Source organism: Sphingopyxis sp. NJF-3 (genome assembly GCF_053514865.1).
On the sequence record NZ_CM130726.1, the window covers coordinates 1172286 to 1185633 of the forward strand.

Genomic DNA, 13348 nt, shown 5'->3' on the forward strand with positions numbered 1-13348 from the left:
GTTAAGCGCGGTTTTTCCGGTTTTGGAATATTATTGCGTTGGGAATTTTGCGCGATGATGGGAAAAATTACCGATAATGTGAAAAATTCCTTTCCGCCTTAGAAGTGCTCCTTCCCTTCCCGCTTGTGGGAGGGAAGAAAGAGGCGTTTCCCTCGTCGTGAGAAATATCCTACGCGCGATCGGGATGACGCTGACCCGCCTTTCGCTGACCGATTTTCGCAATCATGCCGGCGCGGATCTGGGCGCAGGACCGGGGCTCGTCGCGCTCCACGGCGACAATGGCGCGGGCAAGACCAATATATTGGAAGCGATCTCGCTGCTCGCGCCGGGGCGCGGGCTGCGCCGCGCGCCGCTGTCCGAGATGGTGCGCGACGGGGCTTCGGGGGGCTTTGCGGTGTTCGCCGAGGTGCTCGCGGGCGAGGGGCTCGCCCCGGTTGCGCTCGGCACCGGGATCGAGCCCGCGCATCCGGGGCGTCGGCTGGTGCGGATCAACGGCAGCCCCGCTGCGGCGACCGCGCTCGGCGACTGGCTCGCGGTGCTGTGGCTGACCCCCGCGATGGACCGGCTGTTCGTCGAGACCGCAGGGAACCGGCGGCGCTTCCTTGACCGGCTCGTCCTCGCGCTCGACCCGCGCCACGCGCAGCACGGCAACCGCTACGAGGCGGCGCTGCGCGCGCGGGGCAAGCTGCTCGCCGATCTTGCGGGCGCCGACGCGCGGTGGCTGACGAGCCTCGAGGCGCAGCTCGCCGAGCATGGCGCGGCGATCGACGCGGCGCGGCAGCGCACGCTCGCCGCGTTGTCGGCCGAATTGGCGGAGCAACCCGACGCCCCCTTCGCGCGGCCGCTGCTGACGCTGGTCGACAGCGAAGGCGCGGCGCGCGCGCTGTCTTGGAGCGAAGAGGCTTTGCGCGAACTCTTCGCCGGGCGGCGGCGGATCGACGCCGCGGCGGGACGCGCGACCGCGGGGCCGCACCGCGACGATCTTGCCGCGGTCCATGCCGCGAGCGGCCGCGCGGCCGCGCGCTGCTCGACCGGCGAGCAGAAGGCGATGCTGCTCTCGCTCGTCCTCGCGCACAGCGACTGCGTCGCGCGGGCGCGCGGCCGGCGGCCGGTGCTGCTGCTCGACGAGGTCGCCGCGCACCTCGACCCCTCGCGTCGCGCCGCGCTCTACGAACGGCTCGCGGGGCAGGGCGGACAGGCGTGGCTGACGGGGACCGAGGCGGCGTTGTTCGACGCCATGCCGGGGCCGGTGACGCGGTTCCGGATCGCGGGGGGGCGGATTTCGGCGGGGTAGGCAAGCGATTGGTCCCGCAATATAGTGCGGCCCATCGCGCAACGCGGGAGAGCGAAATGCGCCTAAGCTGTTCGGCCCTGCTGATAGGAGCCATGCTTTTCAGCGACGCTGCCGCCAAGCAGCCGGCGGCGGACACTCGCGATGTCGAAGTTTTGGGGCGGCTTGAGAATCTGTATGTTTATGAGCCGACGAACCATCCGGACGACCTGTTGGGCCACGGCCGGATGACAGCGAAATTTTATGTGGCGCGAGTCTTGCGCGGTCCGCGGCTTCCGCCTGTGGTGACAGTGCAGTATTTTGGGCACACTTTCATCAAGAACGGGAGAATGCGCCTGAAGCTACGGCGCGATGGCGATATTTATCTTGTCTGTGTGCCCACTGGGAGCGTCGGGTTTCAATGCCCTTGATACAGGCGACCGACTAAAGAATCTCCCGCACCACGTCCTGCGGGCGGCAGAAGCGAACGCCCTTGTCGGTCTCGACGAACGGGCGGTTCACATAGGCGGGATTATCGACCATCGCGGCGATGATCGCCTCCTCGTTCGCGTCCGGCAGGCCGCGCTCTTCGGCGTCGGTGCCGCGGAGGCGCAGCGCCTTCTTTGCGGTCAGGCCGGCGTCGGCGAAGAGCTGGCGCAGCTTGTCCGCCGTGTAGGGCGTCTTCAGATATTCGACGACGGTGACTTCGACGCCCGGCGTCTCCTCGATGATCGCGAGGGTCTTGCGCGAGGTGCCGCAGGCGGGGTTGTGCCAGATGGTCGCTTTCATGGAAGCGGCTCTATCGCGCCGGTGCGGGCGGGGCAAGGGCGGGCGGGTGCGGCGCGTAAACCCGCTGTTCATGGCGATTATGGCACAACACCCCGCATGAAGACGATGATGCGTCTTGCCTTTAGAGGGCAAGCTGCGGCTAATGTCCCGACGAAGGACCGCCGGAGGCGGCATGCGGGGTTGGGTTGCAAGTGAACAAGATGATCGATCGCAGGTCGATGCTGGCGGGGCTCGCGAGTGCGGGCGCTTTCGCGGCGGCAGAGGCGCGCGCGCAGGTGCCGGACTGGATCGCCCAGCACCCGGCGGCGCCTGCACCGCCGCCCGTCGACTATCTCGCGGTGGCGCGGGCGCAGCTCGCGCGCGAGGGCCGTCATATCGCGCTGACCGACCGCGTCGGCATCGTCGATTTCGGGCTTCCGTCCTCCCGCCCGCGCTTCGCGCTCGTCGACATGGTCGCGGGGCGGATCGACCTCTATCCGGTGACGCACGGCCGTGGCTCGGACCCGCAGCATGATGGCTGGCTCAAGAGCTTCTCGAACGCCCCCGGCAGCCTCGCGAGTTCGCGAGGCGCCTATCGCACCAGCGACTATTATTGGGGATCGAACGGCTCGTCGATGCGGCTCGCCGGGCTCGATCCCGACAACAGCAACGCCGACATGCGCGCGATCGTCGTCCACGGCGCCTGGTACGCCGAACCATCGCTGATTGCCACGCAGGGCAAGCTGGGGCGCAGCGAGGGCTGTTTCGTGTTCGGCGAGGAATTGCTGCCGCAAATCCTCTACAAGCTCGGCCCGGGCCGGCTGCTGTTCGCCGACAAGCTGAGCGTTCCGCCGCCGCAACCCGTGCTGCCGCCGCTGCCGGGCACCGAGGCTATCGTCCGGACGAGCGCGACGAGCGGGGTGATGCCGGGGACCGCGGATTGAATCGTCAAAGGGCGGCCGAAGCCGTCACGAATACGCGCGCGGGCTCGCGGGTGAGGAAAACAATCACCGGATGCTTTGTAAAGGGCGCGCACCCCAGGCCGGCGGCAAAGACATGGAGGTCATTGCCGCTCCAGCGAACGTCGAGTGTGGGTCGACCGGTGGGAAACACCGCACGCACCAGATAGGCACGATACTGATCGCCCGGCGGGATGGTTTCGGAGGCCTTCGTTCCCATGAACTCGACAAGTTGACCGTGCGTCAGGGGAATGGCGCTTCGATCGCCCAGCAGCGCGATGGCCCGCTTGATATTGCTTGATATGGGGCGAACGAGCGCCGGATCGATTTTCTCGCCTTCGTCCACGTTGGAAGGGGGGGCGAGCCATTCGTTCCTTGTCGTCGCGTCGCATTGAAATTGCGCGTCGGGACGTTCTGCGGAGATGGCAGGCGGCGCAACCAAGGAAAGCAGGATCGCCAGCGCCATCAGACCTTTGCCAGTTGAGCGCCCAGCTTCCATGACTGCTCAATAAATCCCCGACGTCCCCGGCGCGGTTGCGCTCGGCGCGCTCGCCGGTGCCGGCTGGCGCGTAGCGGTCGTCGTCGTCGGCACGACCGGCGGCGGGGTGGGAGAGATCAGCACCGCGGTTGGGCGGCCGGGCTTGGCGAAGCTCGCGACGACGGGCGCGTCGCGGCCGTAGAGGTCGGCGAGCTTTTTCACGCCGCCCTTGCCGTCGGGCACCATCGTCCAATAGGCGACATAGACCGGGAAGGGCTGATCGAAGCCGAAGCGGGTCGTCTTGCCGCTGGCGATCGCCTCGCCGAATTCCTCGGGCGATTTGCCCGCGAACATCACCGCCATCAGGCCCGAGAAATGCAGCGCCTTTTCGGTGCGGATGCAGCCGTGGCTGAACGCGCGCTTGTCGGCCGCGAAGGCGCCCTTCGACGGCGTGTCATGGAGGTAGATGGCGTGCGGGTTCAGCATCTCCATCTTCATCACGCCGAGCGAATTGCCCGGCCCCGGCTGCTGCACGACCGACAGCGTCTTGCCCTTGCCGGTCCAGGTATAGCCCTGCGCGCGGGCGCGGGCGGGGTTGCTGGCGATCGTCGCGCCGATTCCTTCGTTGATGATGCTGCGCGGCAGCGTCCAGGTCGGGTTGACGATGACGCCGGTCGCCATCGGGTTGAGCTGCGGCGTCGGGGTCGAGGGCTTGCCCACGACCGCCTTGTGCGTCGCGATGACGACGCCGTCGTGGATGACGCGGGTCAGATATTCGGGGACGTTGCTGACGACATAGCCGGTGCCGAGGTCGCGCGGCATCCAGCGCCAGCGCTCCATGTTGACGCGGATCGCATTGGCCTCGGCGGGGGTCTTCGCGGTGGCGAGCGCCGCCTTCAGCAGCGCGAAGGTCGGATGGACGGGGTCGAGCCCGCCGAGCGCGACCGGAATGTCGTTCGCCGTCAGCGCATAGCTGAGCAGCGGGATCAGCGGGGTGCCGTCGGCGTCGCTGTCGGTCATGAACCACTGCTTGCGTGCCGCATTCGGCGTGCGGCCGTCGCGCAGGTGCGTCGCGAGCAGCAGGAAGCTGTCGGTCGCCACCTTGTCGAGCTGGATCTGATTGCCGCTGGCGATCGCCGCCTCGATCCCCTCGGGATTATAATCTTTCGGGAACAGGCCTTCGCCGCCGACCGTGCCGATGAAGGCGACCAGCGCGCGAGCATTGTCCTTCGACCAGCTCGGCAGATTCGCTTCGGCGAGCGTTTCGACGACGGGGGCGTCGTCGGCGACCTTGTCGGGCTGGAAGACGACCGAGTCCTCCTTCACGTCCGACGTCTGGGCGAGGGCCGGAGCGCTTGCGAGAGCGAGCGGGAGGAGGAGCGCCGCGGCAGGCGCGGAAAAGGGAGAGTTTTTGACCATAGGCGTCGCCATAGCCAAAAAAACAGGGGTTTGGAAGGCGGGGAGGCGCGATCCAGGACCGCCCTCTCCCCTTCAGGGGAGAGGGCGGTCAGGCCGTGCTAGGCCGCGTCGTCCTGCTGCGCGAGCCATTCCTCGAGCCATTTGATCGTATAGTCGCCGTGGATCACGTCGGGCGCGGCGAGCAGCGCCTGGTGGAGCGGAATGTTGGTCTTGACCCCGCTGACGACCATTTCCTCGAGCGCGCGGCGCATCCGCATCATGCAGCTTTCGCGGGTGCGGCCATAGACGATCAGCTTGCCGATCATGCTGTCGTAATAGGGCGGGATCGCATAGCCGGCGTAGAGCCCGCTATCGACGCGGACGTGCATGCCGCCCGCGGGGTGATATTGGGTGACCTTGCCCGGCGAGGGCAGGAAACTGCGCGGGTCCTCTGCATTGATGCGGCATTCCATCGCATGGCCGCGAAATTCGAGATCCTCCTGCCGAACCGACAGGCCGCGGCCGTCGGCGATGCGGATCTGCTCGCGGACGAGGTCGAAGCCGGTGATCATCTCGGTCACCGGATGCTCGACCTGGATGCGGGTGTTCATCTCGATGAAGAAGAATTCGCCATTTTCCCACAGGAATTCGATCGTCCCCGCGCCGCGATAGTGCATCTTCGCCATCGCGTCGGCGCAGATCTTGCCCATCCGCGCGCGCTCCTCGGCGGAGATGACGGGCGAGGGGGCTTCCTCGAGCACTTTCTGGTGGCGCCGCTGGAGCGAGCAGTCGCGCTCGCCGAGGTGGATGGCGTTGCCGTTGCCGTCGCCGAACACCTGAAATTCGATATGGCGCGGGTTGCCGAGATATTTCTCCATATAGACGGTCGGGTCGCCGAACGCCGCCGCCGCCTCGCTCGACGCCTGACCCATCAGGCTTTCGAGACTGTCCTCGTCGGGAACGACCTTCATGCCGCGCCCGCCGCCGCCCGAGGCGGCCTTGATCAGCACCGGATAGCCGATCTCGCGCGCCAGCGCTTTCGTCTCTTCGCCATAGGTGACCGCGCCGGGCGAGCCGGGGACGACCGGCAGGCCGAGTTCGACCGCGGTGCGCTTCGCCTCGACCTTGTCGCCCATCGTGCGGATATGCTCGGGCTTGGGGCCGACGAAGACCAGATTATGCGCCTCGATGATCTCGGCGAAACGCGCATTCTCCGACAGGAAGCCGTAGCCGGGATGGATCGCGTTGGCGTTGGTCACCTCGGCGGCCGAGATGATCGCCGGAATGTTGAGATAGCTGTCCTTCGCCGCGGGCGGGCCGATGCACACCGCCTCGTCGGCCAAGCGGACGTGCATCGCGTCGGCGTCGGCGGTCGAGTGGACCGCGACGGTCCTGATGCCCATTTCATGGCATGCGCGGTGGATGCGCAGCGCGATCTCGCCGCGGTTGGCGATCAGCAGTTTCTCGATCGTCATGCGGCTGGGCCTCAGCCGATGGTGAACAGCGGCTGGTCGAACTCGACCGGCTGGCTGTTCTCGACATGCACGGCCTGAAGCGTGCCTGCCCTGGGCGCGGTGATCGGGTTCATCACCTTCATCGCCTCGATGATCAGGATGGTCTCGCCTTCCTTCACCGCGGCGCCGGCGCTCGCGAAATTGGGCGCGCCGGGTTCGGGGGCGAGATAGACGGTGCCGACCATCGGCGACTTCACCGCGTCGGCGAAATTGTCGGCGGCGGGGGCGGCCGGCGCGGCCACGGGTGCAGCGGCGGCTGCGGGCGCGGCGACCGGAGCGGGGGCGTAAGCCAGCGGCGCGGCGGCGGCGGTCAGCGTGCGCGCGACGCGCACCTTGCGATCACCGTCCTCGACCTCGATTTCCGAAAGCTGCGTGTCGTCGAGCAGTTCGGCAAGCGCGCGGACGAACGCCGGATCGATGTTGATGCCCTGCTCTTTATGGTCACCCATATGTGTTTTCCCGTTGTTGCGGCGCCGGATTGGAGGCGCCCTGACCCCTGTTTCTGATCGCGCCTCTTGTCAGAAGCGCGCGGCGGCGTCCAGCGCCAGCGTGTAACTGTCGGCGCCATGCCCCGCGAAATGCGCGGCCGCGGCCATGCCCACATAGCTGATATGGCGGAATTTTTCGCGCTTCATCGGGTCCGACAGATGGACCTCGATCACCGGTACCTTGATCGACTTGATCGCATCGTGGATCGCGATCGACGTGTGGGTATAGCCGCCCGCATTGAGCAGCACCGCCTTCGCCCCCTGGACATAGGCCTCGTGCAGCCAGTCGATCAGCACGCCTTCGTGGTTCGTCTGCCGGCATTCGACGGCGAGGCCGAGCCCAGCCGCCTGCGCTTCGAGCCGCGCGTGGATGTCGTTCAGCGTATCGTGCCCGTAAATCTCCGGCTCGCGCGTGCCGAGCAGGTTGAGATTGGGGCCGGAAAGGACATAGACGATGGGCTTGTCGGGCAAAAGGCGGGCTTTCGGTTGCGGTGCAATCGCTATTCCCTATATGCGTCGCGACTGTTTGGAAATGTCCATCGACGCGTTTCACTAATGCTCCCGCATCCCCGAGCGAAGACGAGGGGCTTTGCCGAGCGAAGTCGAGGCTGCGACGACGCTGGTTCTCGCTTCGCTCGAACGGGCCCCTCGTCTTCGCTCGGGGATACGGAGATTATTGATAGCATGGCGAGCATTTCGATCGTCCTCAACGGCGAACAGCGGCAGGTGCGGAGCGGCAGCATCGCCGATCTCGTCGCCTCGCTCGGGCTCGACGTGAAGAAGGTCGCGGTCGAGCGCAACCGCGAGATCGTCCCGCGCTCGACCCTTGCCGATGTTGCGCTCGCCGAGGGCGATGCGCTGGAAATCGTTCATTTCGTAGGAGGCGGTTGAGGTGTCAGCGGACCAGTGGAGTGTCGCCGGGCGGACGTTCACGTCGCGGCTGATCGTCGGCACCGGAAAGTATAAGGATTTCGAGCAGAATGCCGCCGCGGTCGAAGCGTCGGGGGCGGAGATCGTCACCGTCGCCGTGCGCCGCGTCAATGTCTCGGACCCGACCGCGCCGATGCTCACCGACTATATCGATCCGAAGAAGATCACCTATCTTCCCAACACCGCCGGCTGCTTCAACGCCGACGACGCGATCCGCACGCTGCGGCTGGCGCGCGAGGCGGGCGGCTGGGATCTGGTGAAGCTCGAGGTGCTGGGCGAGGCGAAGACGCTCTATCCCAACATGCGCGAGACGCTCGAAGCGACCGAAGTGCTCGCGAAAGAGGGCTTTCTGCCGATGGTCTACTGCGTCGACGATCCGATCGCCGCGAAGCAGCTCGAGGATGCGGGCGCGGTCGCGATCATGCCGCTCGGCGCGCCGATCGGTTCGGGGCTCGGCATCCAGAATCGCGTGACGATCCGCCTGATCGTCGAGGGCGCGTCGGTGCCGGTGCTCGTCGATGCCGGCGTGGGCACGGCGAGCGACGCGGCGGTGGCGATGGAACTCGGCTGCGACGGCGTGCTGATGAACACCGCGATCGCCGAGGCGAAGGATCCCGTCCGCATGGCGCGCGCGATGAAGCTCGCGGTCGAGGCGGGGCGCGATGCCTATCTCTCGGGCCGCATGGGCCAGCGCCGCTACGCCGATCCGTCGAGTCCGCTCGCGGGACTAATCTAGGTTAGTTTTCTCTTTTAATTTAATGGCTTAATTCGATTCCGCGGAACATTGACGACGCGCGCTCGTTGATCGGGCACGGGGCTATGTTGCCTCGTGCCAGCCAAGGAGATTCCCCGTGGGTGAATTCAAGGACAAAGCCAAAGGTCTCGCCAATGAAGCCGCCGGCAACACCAAGCAGGCGATCGGCAAGGCGACGGACAATGAACGCCTGCGCGCCGAAGGCGAAGCGCAGGAACGCAAGGGTGAAGCCCAGAATCTGAGCGGCAAGGTCAAGGGCGCGCTTGGCGACAAGATCTGACGCTCGGTCTTCCCCGAACGAAAGGCCCCCGGTCGCCCGGGGGCCTTTCTTTTTCGGCGATTGCATCGACTATAAACGCAAGTGAGACGTGCCGGCTTTGGGGTGGGGAGGTGACATCCCCACCGTCGTCATTCCCGCGAAAGCGGGAACCCAGCGTGGGGTCAGCCGACGCTCGCTCTGGGTTCCCGCTTTCGCGGGAATGACGACGGTATGAGACGCAGAATCTCGCTGGTCGACCGAAAGCCGGTGCAAGCGGATTTGCAAAATCCATAATCGCCTTTTTTGCCGTTCAGATCAGGGCACCCGCTTCAGCGGCGGCGGCGTCCAGCGCCCTTCGAGCGCCTCGCGCCGCGGCAGGTAGAGGCGCAGGTTCATCGTGAACGGTCCCGCGGGCGCGGGGAGCCAGTTGGCTTCCTTGTCCGCACCCGGATTATCCTTCTGGATATAGAGGTCGAGCGAGCCGTCGGGGTTGAAGGCCAGCTTGTCGCGGTCGCCGATCGCGAAGCGGTCGATCGGGTTTGCGACGAAGAACTGGTCGGCGCCGTACATGGTCAGCGACCAGAAGGCGTCGGCGGGCGGAATCTGGTCCTTGTCGAAATGCAGGACATAGCGCGCCGCGCCGCTGAGCGGCTTACCCTCGCCGTCGAGCGGCACCATCGGATAGATGGCCTCCTCGGGCGGCAGCGCGCCGAGGCCGGCGTAGGCGATGAAGGCGCGCTGGAGATAGTCGTTGCCATAGACGCCGAGCGCGTTGCCCATCGCGACCCAGCCGTTCTTCGTCAGGTTGAGCCCCTTGCGGCGGTTCAGGATTCGCGCATAGGCGTCGGCCGCGGCGCGGGTCAGGCCGCGCTGCACCGCGGGGTCGGCGGTGGCGAGGTCGAAGCTCTTCCCCGGCACCAGCCCGACGCGCTCCATGCGCAGCAGCACCGCATAGTCGCTCGCGTGCGGCGGGTTGCGCTTCAGCGTCTCGGCGAACAGCGCGAAGAAGGCGCCGGGCGCCATCTGCGCGACCTGCTCGACCGGCGGAGTCTTCATGTCGACCGACGGATCGGCCTTCGCCTCCGCCGCGGCCTGCGGCTTGCCCCAACCCGACAGCGGTGTCGCGGCATAGCCCGCCTGCAACTGGTGGACATGGTCGTAATCGGCGGCGCCGTTGGTCTGGATGCGTCCGATGATCCAGCCCTGCTCGGTCGGGCTGCGCACCATCCGCATCCCGGCGGGCAGCGTCCCCTGCCAGTGCGGGCCGACGAGCGCTACCGTGCCGCCGTTGTTGCCAGTGGTGCGCGTGCCGAGCGTCGCGAACACCTCGGTCCACATGTCCATGATCGGCACGACATGATAGCGGCCCGCGGTGTCGGGCAGGGTCAGGATCAGCGGTTCCCGGCCGACGTCATACCACAGGGTCGAATAGAGGGTGTCGGCGTTGGGGCGCACCACATCCTTGAAGCTCGCGTCGGGATAGGTCTTCATGTGCGCGAATTGGTTCACCGGCGCGCGCAGCCGGCCTTCGCTGGCGTTGGTCGACACCCGGCGCGTCACCTCCATCAGCACCATCGGATAGGCGTAGGTATAGGCTTCGAGACCGATGGCGTAGGCGTCCTCTTCGGTCGTCGTCGTTTCCTGGGGCGTCGCTTGCGGCGCGGCGCGCGCCGGGCCGGACAGGACGGCCGCCGCCATCGCGGCAAGGGCAAGAAGCATCTTCATGCGATAGGTCTCCTCTCGATCTCGCCTTCCGCTAGCGATGGCCGCGCCGCCAGTCTGTCATCCAGCCGACAATCTCTTTGGGATTTTCGCATGTGCGGCATAGAGGTCGGCAGCATAGGGGAACGAAAGCATGTCGACGAGGCCGCAGGCGAACCGATCGCCCGAACATTGGGGACCCGACGCGCGCCTGCGCGCACTCCGCCTCTGCCCGCTGTTCCGCGACTGGCCCGAGGCGCGGCTGATCGAGGTCGCGGCGATCGCCCGCGCGCGATCCTATGCGCGCGGCACGGATATAGGCACGCACCACCATCCCCGCAGCCGCGACGTGATTGTCGTCGCCGCGGGCGGTGTCGAGATCAGCAGCGGCTCGGCGGAGGGCAAGCGTTTCGTCCTTGGCCTCGCAAGCGCGCCTGAGGTGCTGGCGCTCGTCTTGCTCTTGTCGGATGTGCGGTTACCCTATGATTTCCGCGCCTATGCCGACAGCGTGCTGTTGCACCTACCTTGCGACGCGCTGACCGCGATCCTCGATGCCGAACCGGTATTGTGGCGCGATGTCGCGCTGCTGCTCTGCACCCGCCATGGCGACAGCCTGCGCCTGCTCCACGACCAGACGCTTGGCACGCTCGAGCAGCGCATGGCGGCGACGCTCGCCCATCTCGGCCGGATTCACGGCATCGCGGGCGATGGCGGAACCGAACTCGGCCTTCGACTGCCGCAGGAACAGCTCGGCGCGATGCTGGGGGTCACGCGGCAGAGCGTCAACCGTGTGCTGCGCGACATGGAGCGCGCCGGCGTGATCGCGATCGACTATAACCGCATCACGATCCGCGATGCGGCGGCGCTCGACGCGGTCGCGACGCGGGGGCCGTGAGGCTTTCTCAGCGCCCGCCCGAGGCGACGATGTCGACGTCGGTCATGCCGCCGTCGCGGCGTAGCATCACGACATAGGCGAGTTCGCCCTTGGTGCCGCCGAGCATATGTTCGTTGCCGCGCACGCGATGGTCGCTCGTGTAGCCGGCGCGGACCGCCATCGTGTGATAATAGTCGAGCACGCCCTGGATCGAGGCGGCGGTCTGGAAATTGACGACGCGGATGTTGCACTTGCCGCCATTGATGCCGGCCGCTTCGCGTAGAGTCGCGCGCGGATAGACGGGGAAGGCCGCGGGCATGCGGTCGGCCCAGCCGTTGCCATAGGTCAGCTTCGCGTCGCAGCTGCCCTTGGTCTGTTCGCGCGCGAGCGCGCCGATGGTGACCGGACGCTTGGCGGCGCAGTCGCCGGCGCAGCCCTCCTCGAAGGGCAGCGCCCTGGGTGCGGCGAGCAGCTTGCCCGCCTTCATCGCCGCGGCGGCTTCGGCGGCGGTCGCTGCCTTGCCCGCAGCGATACCGGGAACCCCGCCGTCGACCGGCCGGTTGCCTGGCCCCGCGGCGTTGCGGTTGGCCTGGCCCGCGAGCTTGGGGTCGACCATGATCTTGTCTTCGAGCGCGCCCTTGATCGCGGGGTCGGCATTGGTCAGCCCGTCGTCGAGCGGCGCGAGATCGGCCTTTTCGGGGTTGTCCCGGCAGCCGGCGAGCCCCGCGGTCGCGATCAGCAAACCGGCAACGAGCCATTTTCCCCGCAACATCATCGCTAACACTCCCTTAATCTTTCATCGGGACTAGCCGAATTCTGGTTAAGAAGATGTGAGCAAAAAGCGTTAACCGGTAAGGCTTTGTTAGCCGAAAACTGTCTCGGAGCGAGACGCTTTCGGATTGCAGCGGATCAGCCGCGAGGTCTCGACCGCCGCCTGGCGGTGGACCACCGCCTGCCGGTAGACGGGGTCGGTGACCATTTCCATGAAGGCGCCGCTGTTCGGATATTCGGCGACGAAGATCGCGTCCCAATGCTCGCCCTCGGGGCCGATCACCATCGCCTCCATCGTGCCGCGCCAGACGATGCGCCCGCCGACACGCTGGAATATCGGGCCGCTGTCGGCGCCGTAATGGCCGTAGGCCTCGGCGCCGGTCAGATGCCGTCCGGCGAGCGGATGCTCGGCGGGATAGGCGGCCGTGTCGCGGAAACGCACGAGGTTGAGCATATGGATCACCGTGTCGCGCGGCAGCGCCTTGAAGGCGTCGAACTGCGCGCGTTCGGGGTCGACATGATGGTCGGTCATGGCGTCAGCTCCTTGCGCTTTTGCCGCCACTGGTCGGCGCTTTGCGTCCAGGCGTCGACCGGGGCGTCCTGAAAGGGGGCGGGGAGGCGGGTGGGGCCGCTGTTCGTCGCGCCGAGCCGCTTCGCCAGCGCCTGCGAGCGATGGTTGGCGGGGTCGATGCTGTGCATCAATTCGGGCCATTTCAGGAATTCGACCGCGAAGTCGCACGCGGCCACCGCGCCCTCGAAGGCATAGCCCTTGCCGGCGAATTTCGCGCGCACGCCATAGGCGATTTCCGCGCCCGGCCAGCCGTCGGGCTCCCACGGGCCGAGCCGCCCGACCCATTCGCCGGTCGCGCGCTCGATCACCGAGAACATCGAAAAGCCGCGGATGTGCCACGCGCCCGCGAGTGTGCACCAGAGCCGCCACGCCTGCGCGCGCGGGCAGGCGCCGCCGATGAAGCGCATCGTGTCTTCCTCGCCGCACATTTCGGCGAAAGCGTCGAAATCCTCGGCGGCGGGTGGGCGCAGGATCAGCCGCTCGGTGACGAGAAGGGGGCCGTTCAGCATGGCGATCCTTTCGAAGCGGCGGGACAAGGCCCCGTTTCTGGGCGAAGACGCCAGCGGGGGCAAGGCGCAATCGCTGGCGCATCGGGCGCAAACGACGAGGGCGC

Annotated in this window: 17 protein-coding genes; 7 read left to right on the top strand and 10 right to left on the bottom strand. The window is 66.9% G+C overall.

The features are described 5' to 3' along the window. The first annotated feature begins 184 nt into the window (after positions 1-184). Both recF and ACOTSS_RS05485 read left to right on the top strand, forming a co-directional pair. Entirely contained in the window at positions 185-1294 is a 1110-nt protein-coding gene (gene recF, locus ACOTSS_RS05480; RefSeq protein ID WP_448691295.1) for a DNA replication/repair protein RecF, read from the top strand. Between the two features lie 92 nt (positions 1295-1386). Beyond that, positions 1387-1701 carry a hypothetical protein gene (locus tag ACOTSS_RS05485; protein WP_448690513.1) on the top strand — a complete coding sequence of 105 codons (315 nt, stop codon included), beginning with the start codon at positions 1387-1389 and terminating at the stop codon, positions 1699-1701. A 13-nt stretch (positions 1702-1714) separates the two neighbouring features. Here ACOTSS_RS05485 and ACOTSS_RS05490 read toward each other — a convergent pair whose 3' ends face one another. Further along, on the bottom strand, positions 1715-2059 hold the full coding sequence (locus ACOTSS_RS05490; RefSeq protein WP_448690514.1) for an arsenate reductase family protein: 345 nt from the start codon (positions 2057-2059) through the stop codon (positions 1715-1717). A gap of 200 nt (positions 2060-2259) precedes the next feature. Between ACOTSS_RS05490 and ACOTSS_RS05495 the strand changes: the two genes are divergently transcribed. Continuing rightward, positions 2260-2982: a murein L,D-transpeptidase catalytic domain family protein gene (locus ACOTSS_RS05495; RefSeq protein WP_448690515.1), complete on the top strand. Its 723-nt coding sequence runs from the start codon at positions 2260-2262 to the stop codon at positions 2980-2982. Between the two features lie 4 nt (positions 2983-2986). Here the strand turns inward: ACOTSS_RS05495 and ACOTSS_RS05500 are convergent, their stop codons facing one another. From ACOTSS_RS05500 to ACOTSS_RS05520, 5 genes are all read right to left on the bottom strand, one after another. Beyond that, positions 2987-3463 carry a hypothetical protein gene (locus tag ACOTSS_RS05500; protein WP_448690516.1) on the bottom strand — a complete coding sequence of 159 codons (477 nt, stop codon included), beginning with the start codon at positions 3461-3463 and terminating at the stop codon, positions 2987-2989. Between the two features lie 39 nt (positions 3464-3502). Then, the gene (locus ACOTSS_RS05505) at positions 3503-4894 is read right to left on the bottom strand and encodes a L,D-transpeptidase family protein (RefSeq protein ID WP_448690517.1); all 1392 of its coding nucleotides are present in this window, start codon (positions 4892-4894) and stop codon (positions 3503-3505) included. A gap of 98 nt (positions 4895-4992) precedes the next feature. Then, on the bottom strand, positions 4993-6348 hold the full coding sequence (gene accC / locus ACOTSS_RS05510; protein WP_448690518.1) for an acetyl-CoA carboxylase biotin carboxylase subunit: 1356 nt from the start codon (positions 6346-6348) through the stop codon (positions 4993-4995). Between the two features lie 11 nt (positions 6349-6359). Further along, positions 6360-6836 (bottom strand): acetyl-CoA carboxylase biotin carboxyl carrier protein, encoded by a 477-nt coding sequence (gene accB / locus ACOTSS_RS05515; protein ID WP_448690519.1) that lies wholly within the window; start codon positions 6834-6836, stop codon positions 6360-6362. A 69-nt stretch (positions 6837-6905) separates the two neighbouring features. Beyond that, the gene (locus ACOTSS_RS05520) at positions 6906-7346 is read right to left on the bottom strand and encodes a type II 3-dehydroquinate dehydratase (RefSeq protein ID WP_448690520.1); all 441 of its coding nucleotides are present in this window, start codon (positions 7344-7346) and stop codon (positions 6906-6908) included. 213 nt (positions 7347-7559) lie between these two features. On the opposite strand from ACOTSS_RS05520, the gene thiS reads away from it, so the two are divergent. From thiS to ACOTSS_RS05535, 3 genes are all read left to right on the top strand, one after another. Continuing rightward, positions 7560-7766, top strand: a complete 207-nt coding sequence (thiS, locus tag ACOTSS_RS05525) for a sulfur carrier protein ThiS (protein WP_448690521.1) — start codon at positions 7560-7562, stop codon at positions 7764-7766. Position 7767: 1 nt separating this feature from the next. Beyond that, positions 7768-8541: a bifunctional sulfur carrier protein/thiazole synthase protein gene (locus tag ACOTSS_RS05530; RefSeq protein ID WP_448690522.1), complete on the top strand. Its 774-nt coding sequence runs from the start codon at positions 7768-7770 to the stop codon at positions 8539-8541. Between the two features lie 115 nt (positions 8542-8656). Further along, complete coding sequence (locus ACOTSS_RS05535) at positions 8657-8839, top strand: CsbD family protein (RefSeq protein ID WP_448690523.1); 183 nt, start codon at positions 8657-8659, stop codon at positions 8837-8839. Between the two features lie 294 nt (positions 8840-9133). Here the strand turns inward: ACOTSS_RS05535 and ACOTSS_RS05540 are convergent, their stop codons facing one another. Then, a complete protein-coding gene (locus ACOTSS_RS05540; RefSeq protein WP_448690524.1) occupies positions 9134-10543 on the bottom strand; it encodes a DUF1254 domain-containing protein in 1410 nt (469 codons plus the stop codon). Between the two features lie 130 nt (positions 10544-10673). Between ACOTSS_RS05540 and ACOTSS_RS05545 the strand changes: the two genes are divergently transcribed. Beyond that, entirely contained in the window at positions 10674-11414 is a 741-nt protein-coding gene (locus tag ACOTSS_RS05545) for a Crp/Fnr family transcriptional regulator (RefSeq protein ID WP_448690525.1), read from the top strand. Positions 11415-11421: 7 nt separating this feature from the next. Here the strand turns inward: ACOTSS_RS05545 and ACOTSS_RS05550 are convergent, their stop codons facing one another. The 3 genes from ACOTSS_RS05550 to ACOTSS_RS05560 all read right to left on the bottom strand — a co-directional run bounded on the left by ACOTSS_RS05550 (position 11422) and on the right by ACOTSS_RS05560 (position 13244). Then, a complete protein-coding gene (locus ACOTSS_RS05550) occupies positions 11422-12168 on the bottom strand; it encodes a hypothetical protein (protein WP_448690526.1) in 747 nt (248 codons plus the stop codon). A gap of 87 nt (positions 12169-12255) precedes the next feature. Then, positions 12256-12696 carry a DUF1330 domain-containing protein gene (locus tag ACOTSS_RS05555; protein WP_448690527.1) on the bottom strand — a complete coding sequence of 147 codons (441 nt, stop codon included), beginning with the start codon at positions 12694-12696 and terminating at the stop codon, positions 12256-12258. Continuing rightward, positions 12693-13244, bottom strand: coding sequence for a GNAT family N-acetyltransferase (locus ACOTSS_RS05560; protein WP_448690528.1), 552 nt, complete (start codon positions 13242-13244; stop codon positions 12693-12695). Before ACOTSS_RS05560 ends, ACOTSS_RS05555 begins: the two co-directional genes overlap by 4 nt. Between the last annotated feature and the right edge of the window lie 104 nt (positions 13245-13348).

Bases quoted from the DNA above. Each gene is read 5' to 3' on its own strand.
- ACOTSS_RS05505 (WP_448690517.1), bottom strand. From the start codon at position 4,894: ATGGTCAAAAACTCTCCCTTTTCCGCGCCTGCCGCGGCGCTCCTCCTC.
- ACOTSS_RS05545 (WP_448690525.1), top strand. From the start codon at position 10,674: ATGTCGACGAGGCCGCAGGCGAACCGATCGCCCGAACATTGGGGACCC.
- thiS (WP_448690521.1), top strand. From the start codon at position 7,560: ATGGCGAGCATTTCGATCGTCCTCAACGGCGAACAGCGGCAGGTGCGG.
- accB (WP_448690519.1), bottom strand. From the start codon at position 6,836: ATGGGTGACCATAAAGAGCAGGGCATCAACATCGATCCGGCGTTCGTC.
- ACOTSS_RS05555 (WP_448690527.1), bottom strand. From the start codon at position 12,696: ATGACCGACCATCATGTCGACCCCGAACGCGCGCAGTTCGACGCCTTC.
- ACOTSS_RS05550 (WP_448690526.1), bottom strand. From the start codon at position 12,168: ATGATGTTGCGGGGAAAATGGCTCGTTGCCGGTTTGCTGATCGCGACC.
- recF (WP_448691295.1), top strand. From the start codon at position 185: ATGACGCTGACCCGCCTTTCGCTGACCGATTTTCGCAATCATGCCGGC.
- ACOTSS_RS05485 (WP_448690513.1), top strand. From the start codon at position 1,387: ATGCTTTTCAGCGACGCTGCCGCCAAGCAGCCGGCGGCGGACACTCGC.
- ACOTSS_RS05490 (WP_448690514.1), bottom strand. From the start codon at position 2,059: ATGAAAGCGACCATCTGGCACAACCCCGCCTGCGGCACCTCGCGCAAG.
- ACOTSS_RS05540 (WP_448690524.1), bottom strand. From the start codon at position 10,543: ATGAAGATGCTTCTTGCCCTTGCCGCGATGGCGGCGGCCGTCCTGTCC.
- ACOTSS_RS05495 (WP_448690515.1), top strand. From the start codon at position 2,260: ATGATCGATCGCAGGTCGATGCTGGCGGGGCTCGCGAGTGCGGGCGCT.
- ACOTSS_RS05560 (WP_448690528.1), bottom strand. From the start codon at position 13,244: ATGCTGAACGGCCCCCTTCTCGTCACCGAGCGGCTGATCCTGCGCCCA.
- accC (WP_448690518.1), bottom strand. From the start codon at position 6,348: ATGACGATCGAGAAACTGCTGATCGCCAACCGCGGCGAGATCGCGCTG.
- ACOTSS_RS05500 (WP_448690516.1), bottom strand. From the start codon at position 3,463: ATGGCGCTGGCGATCCTGCTTTCCTTGGTTGCGCCGCCTGCCATCTCC.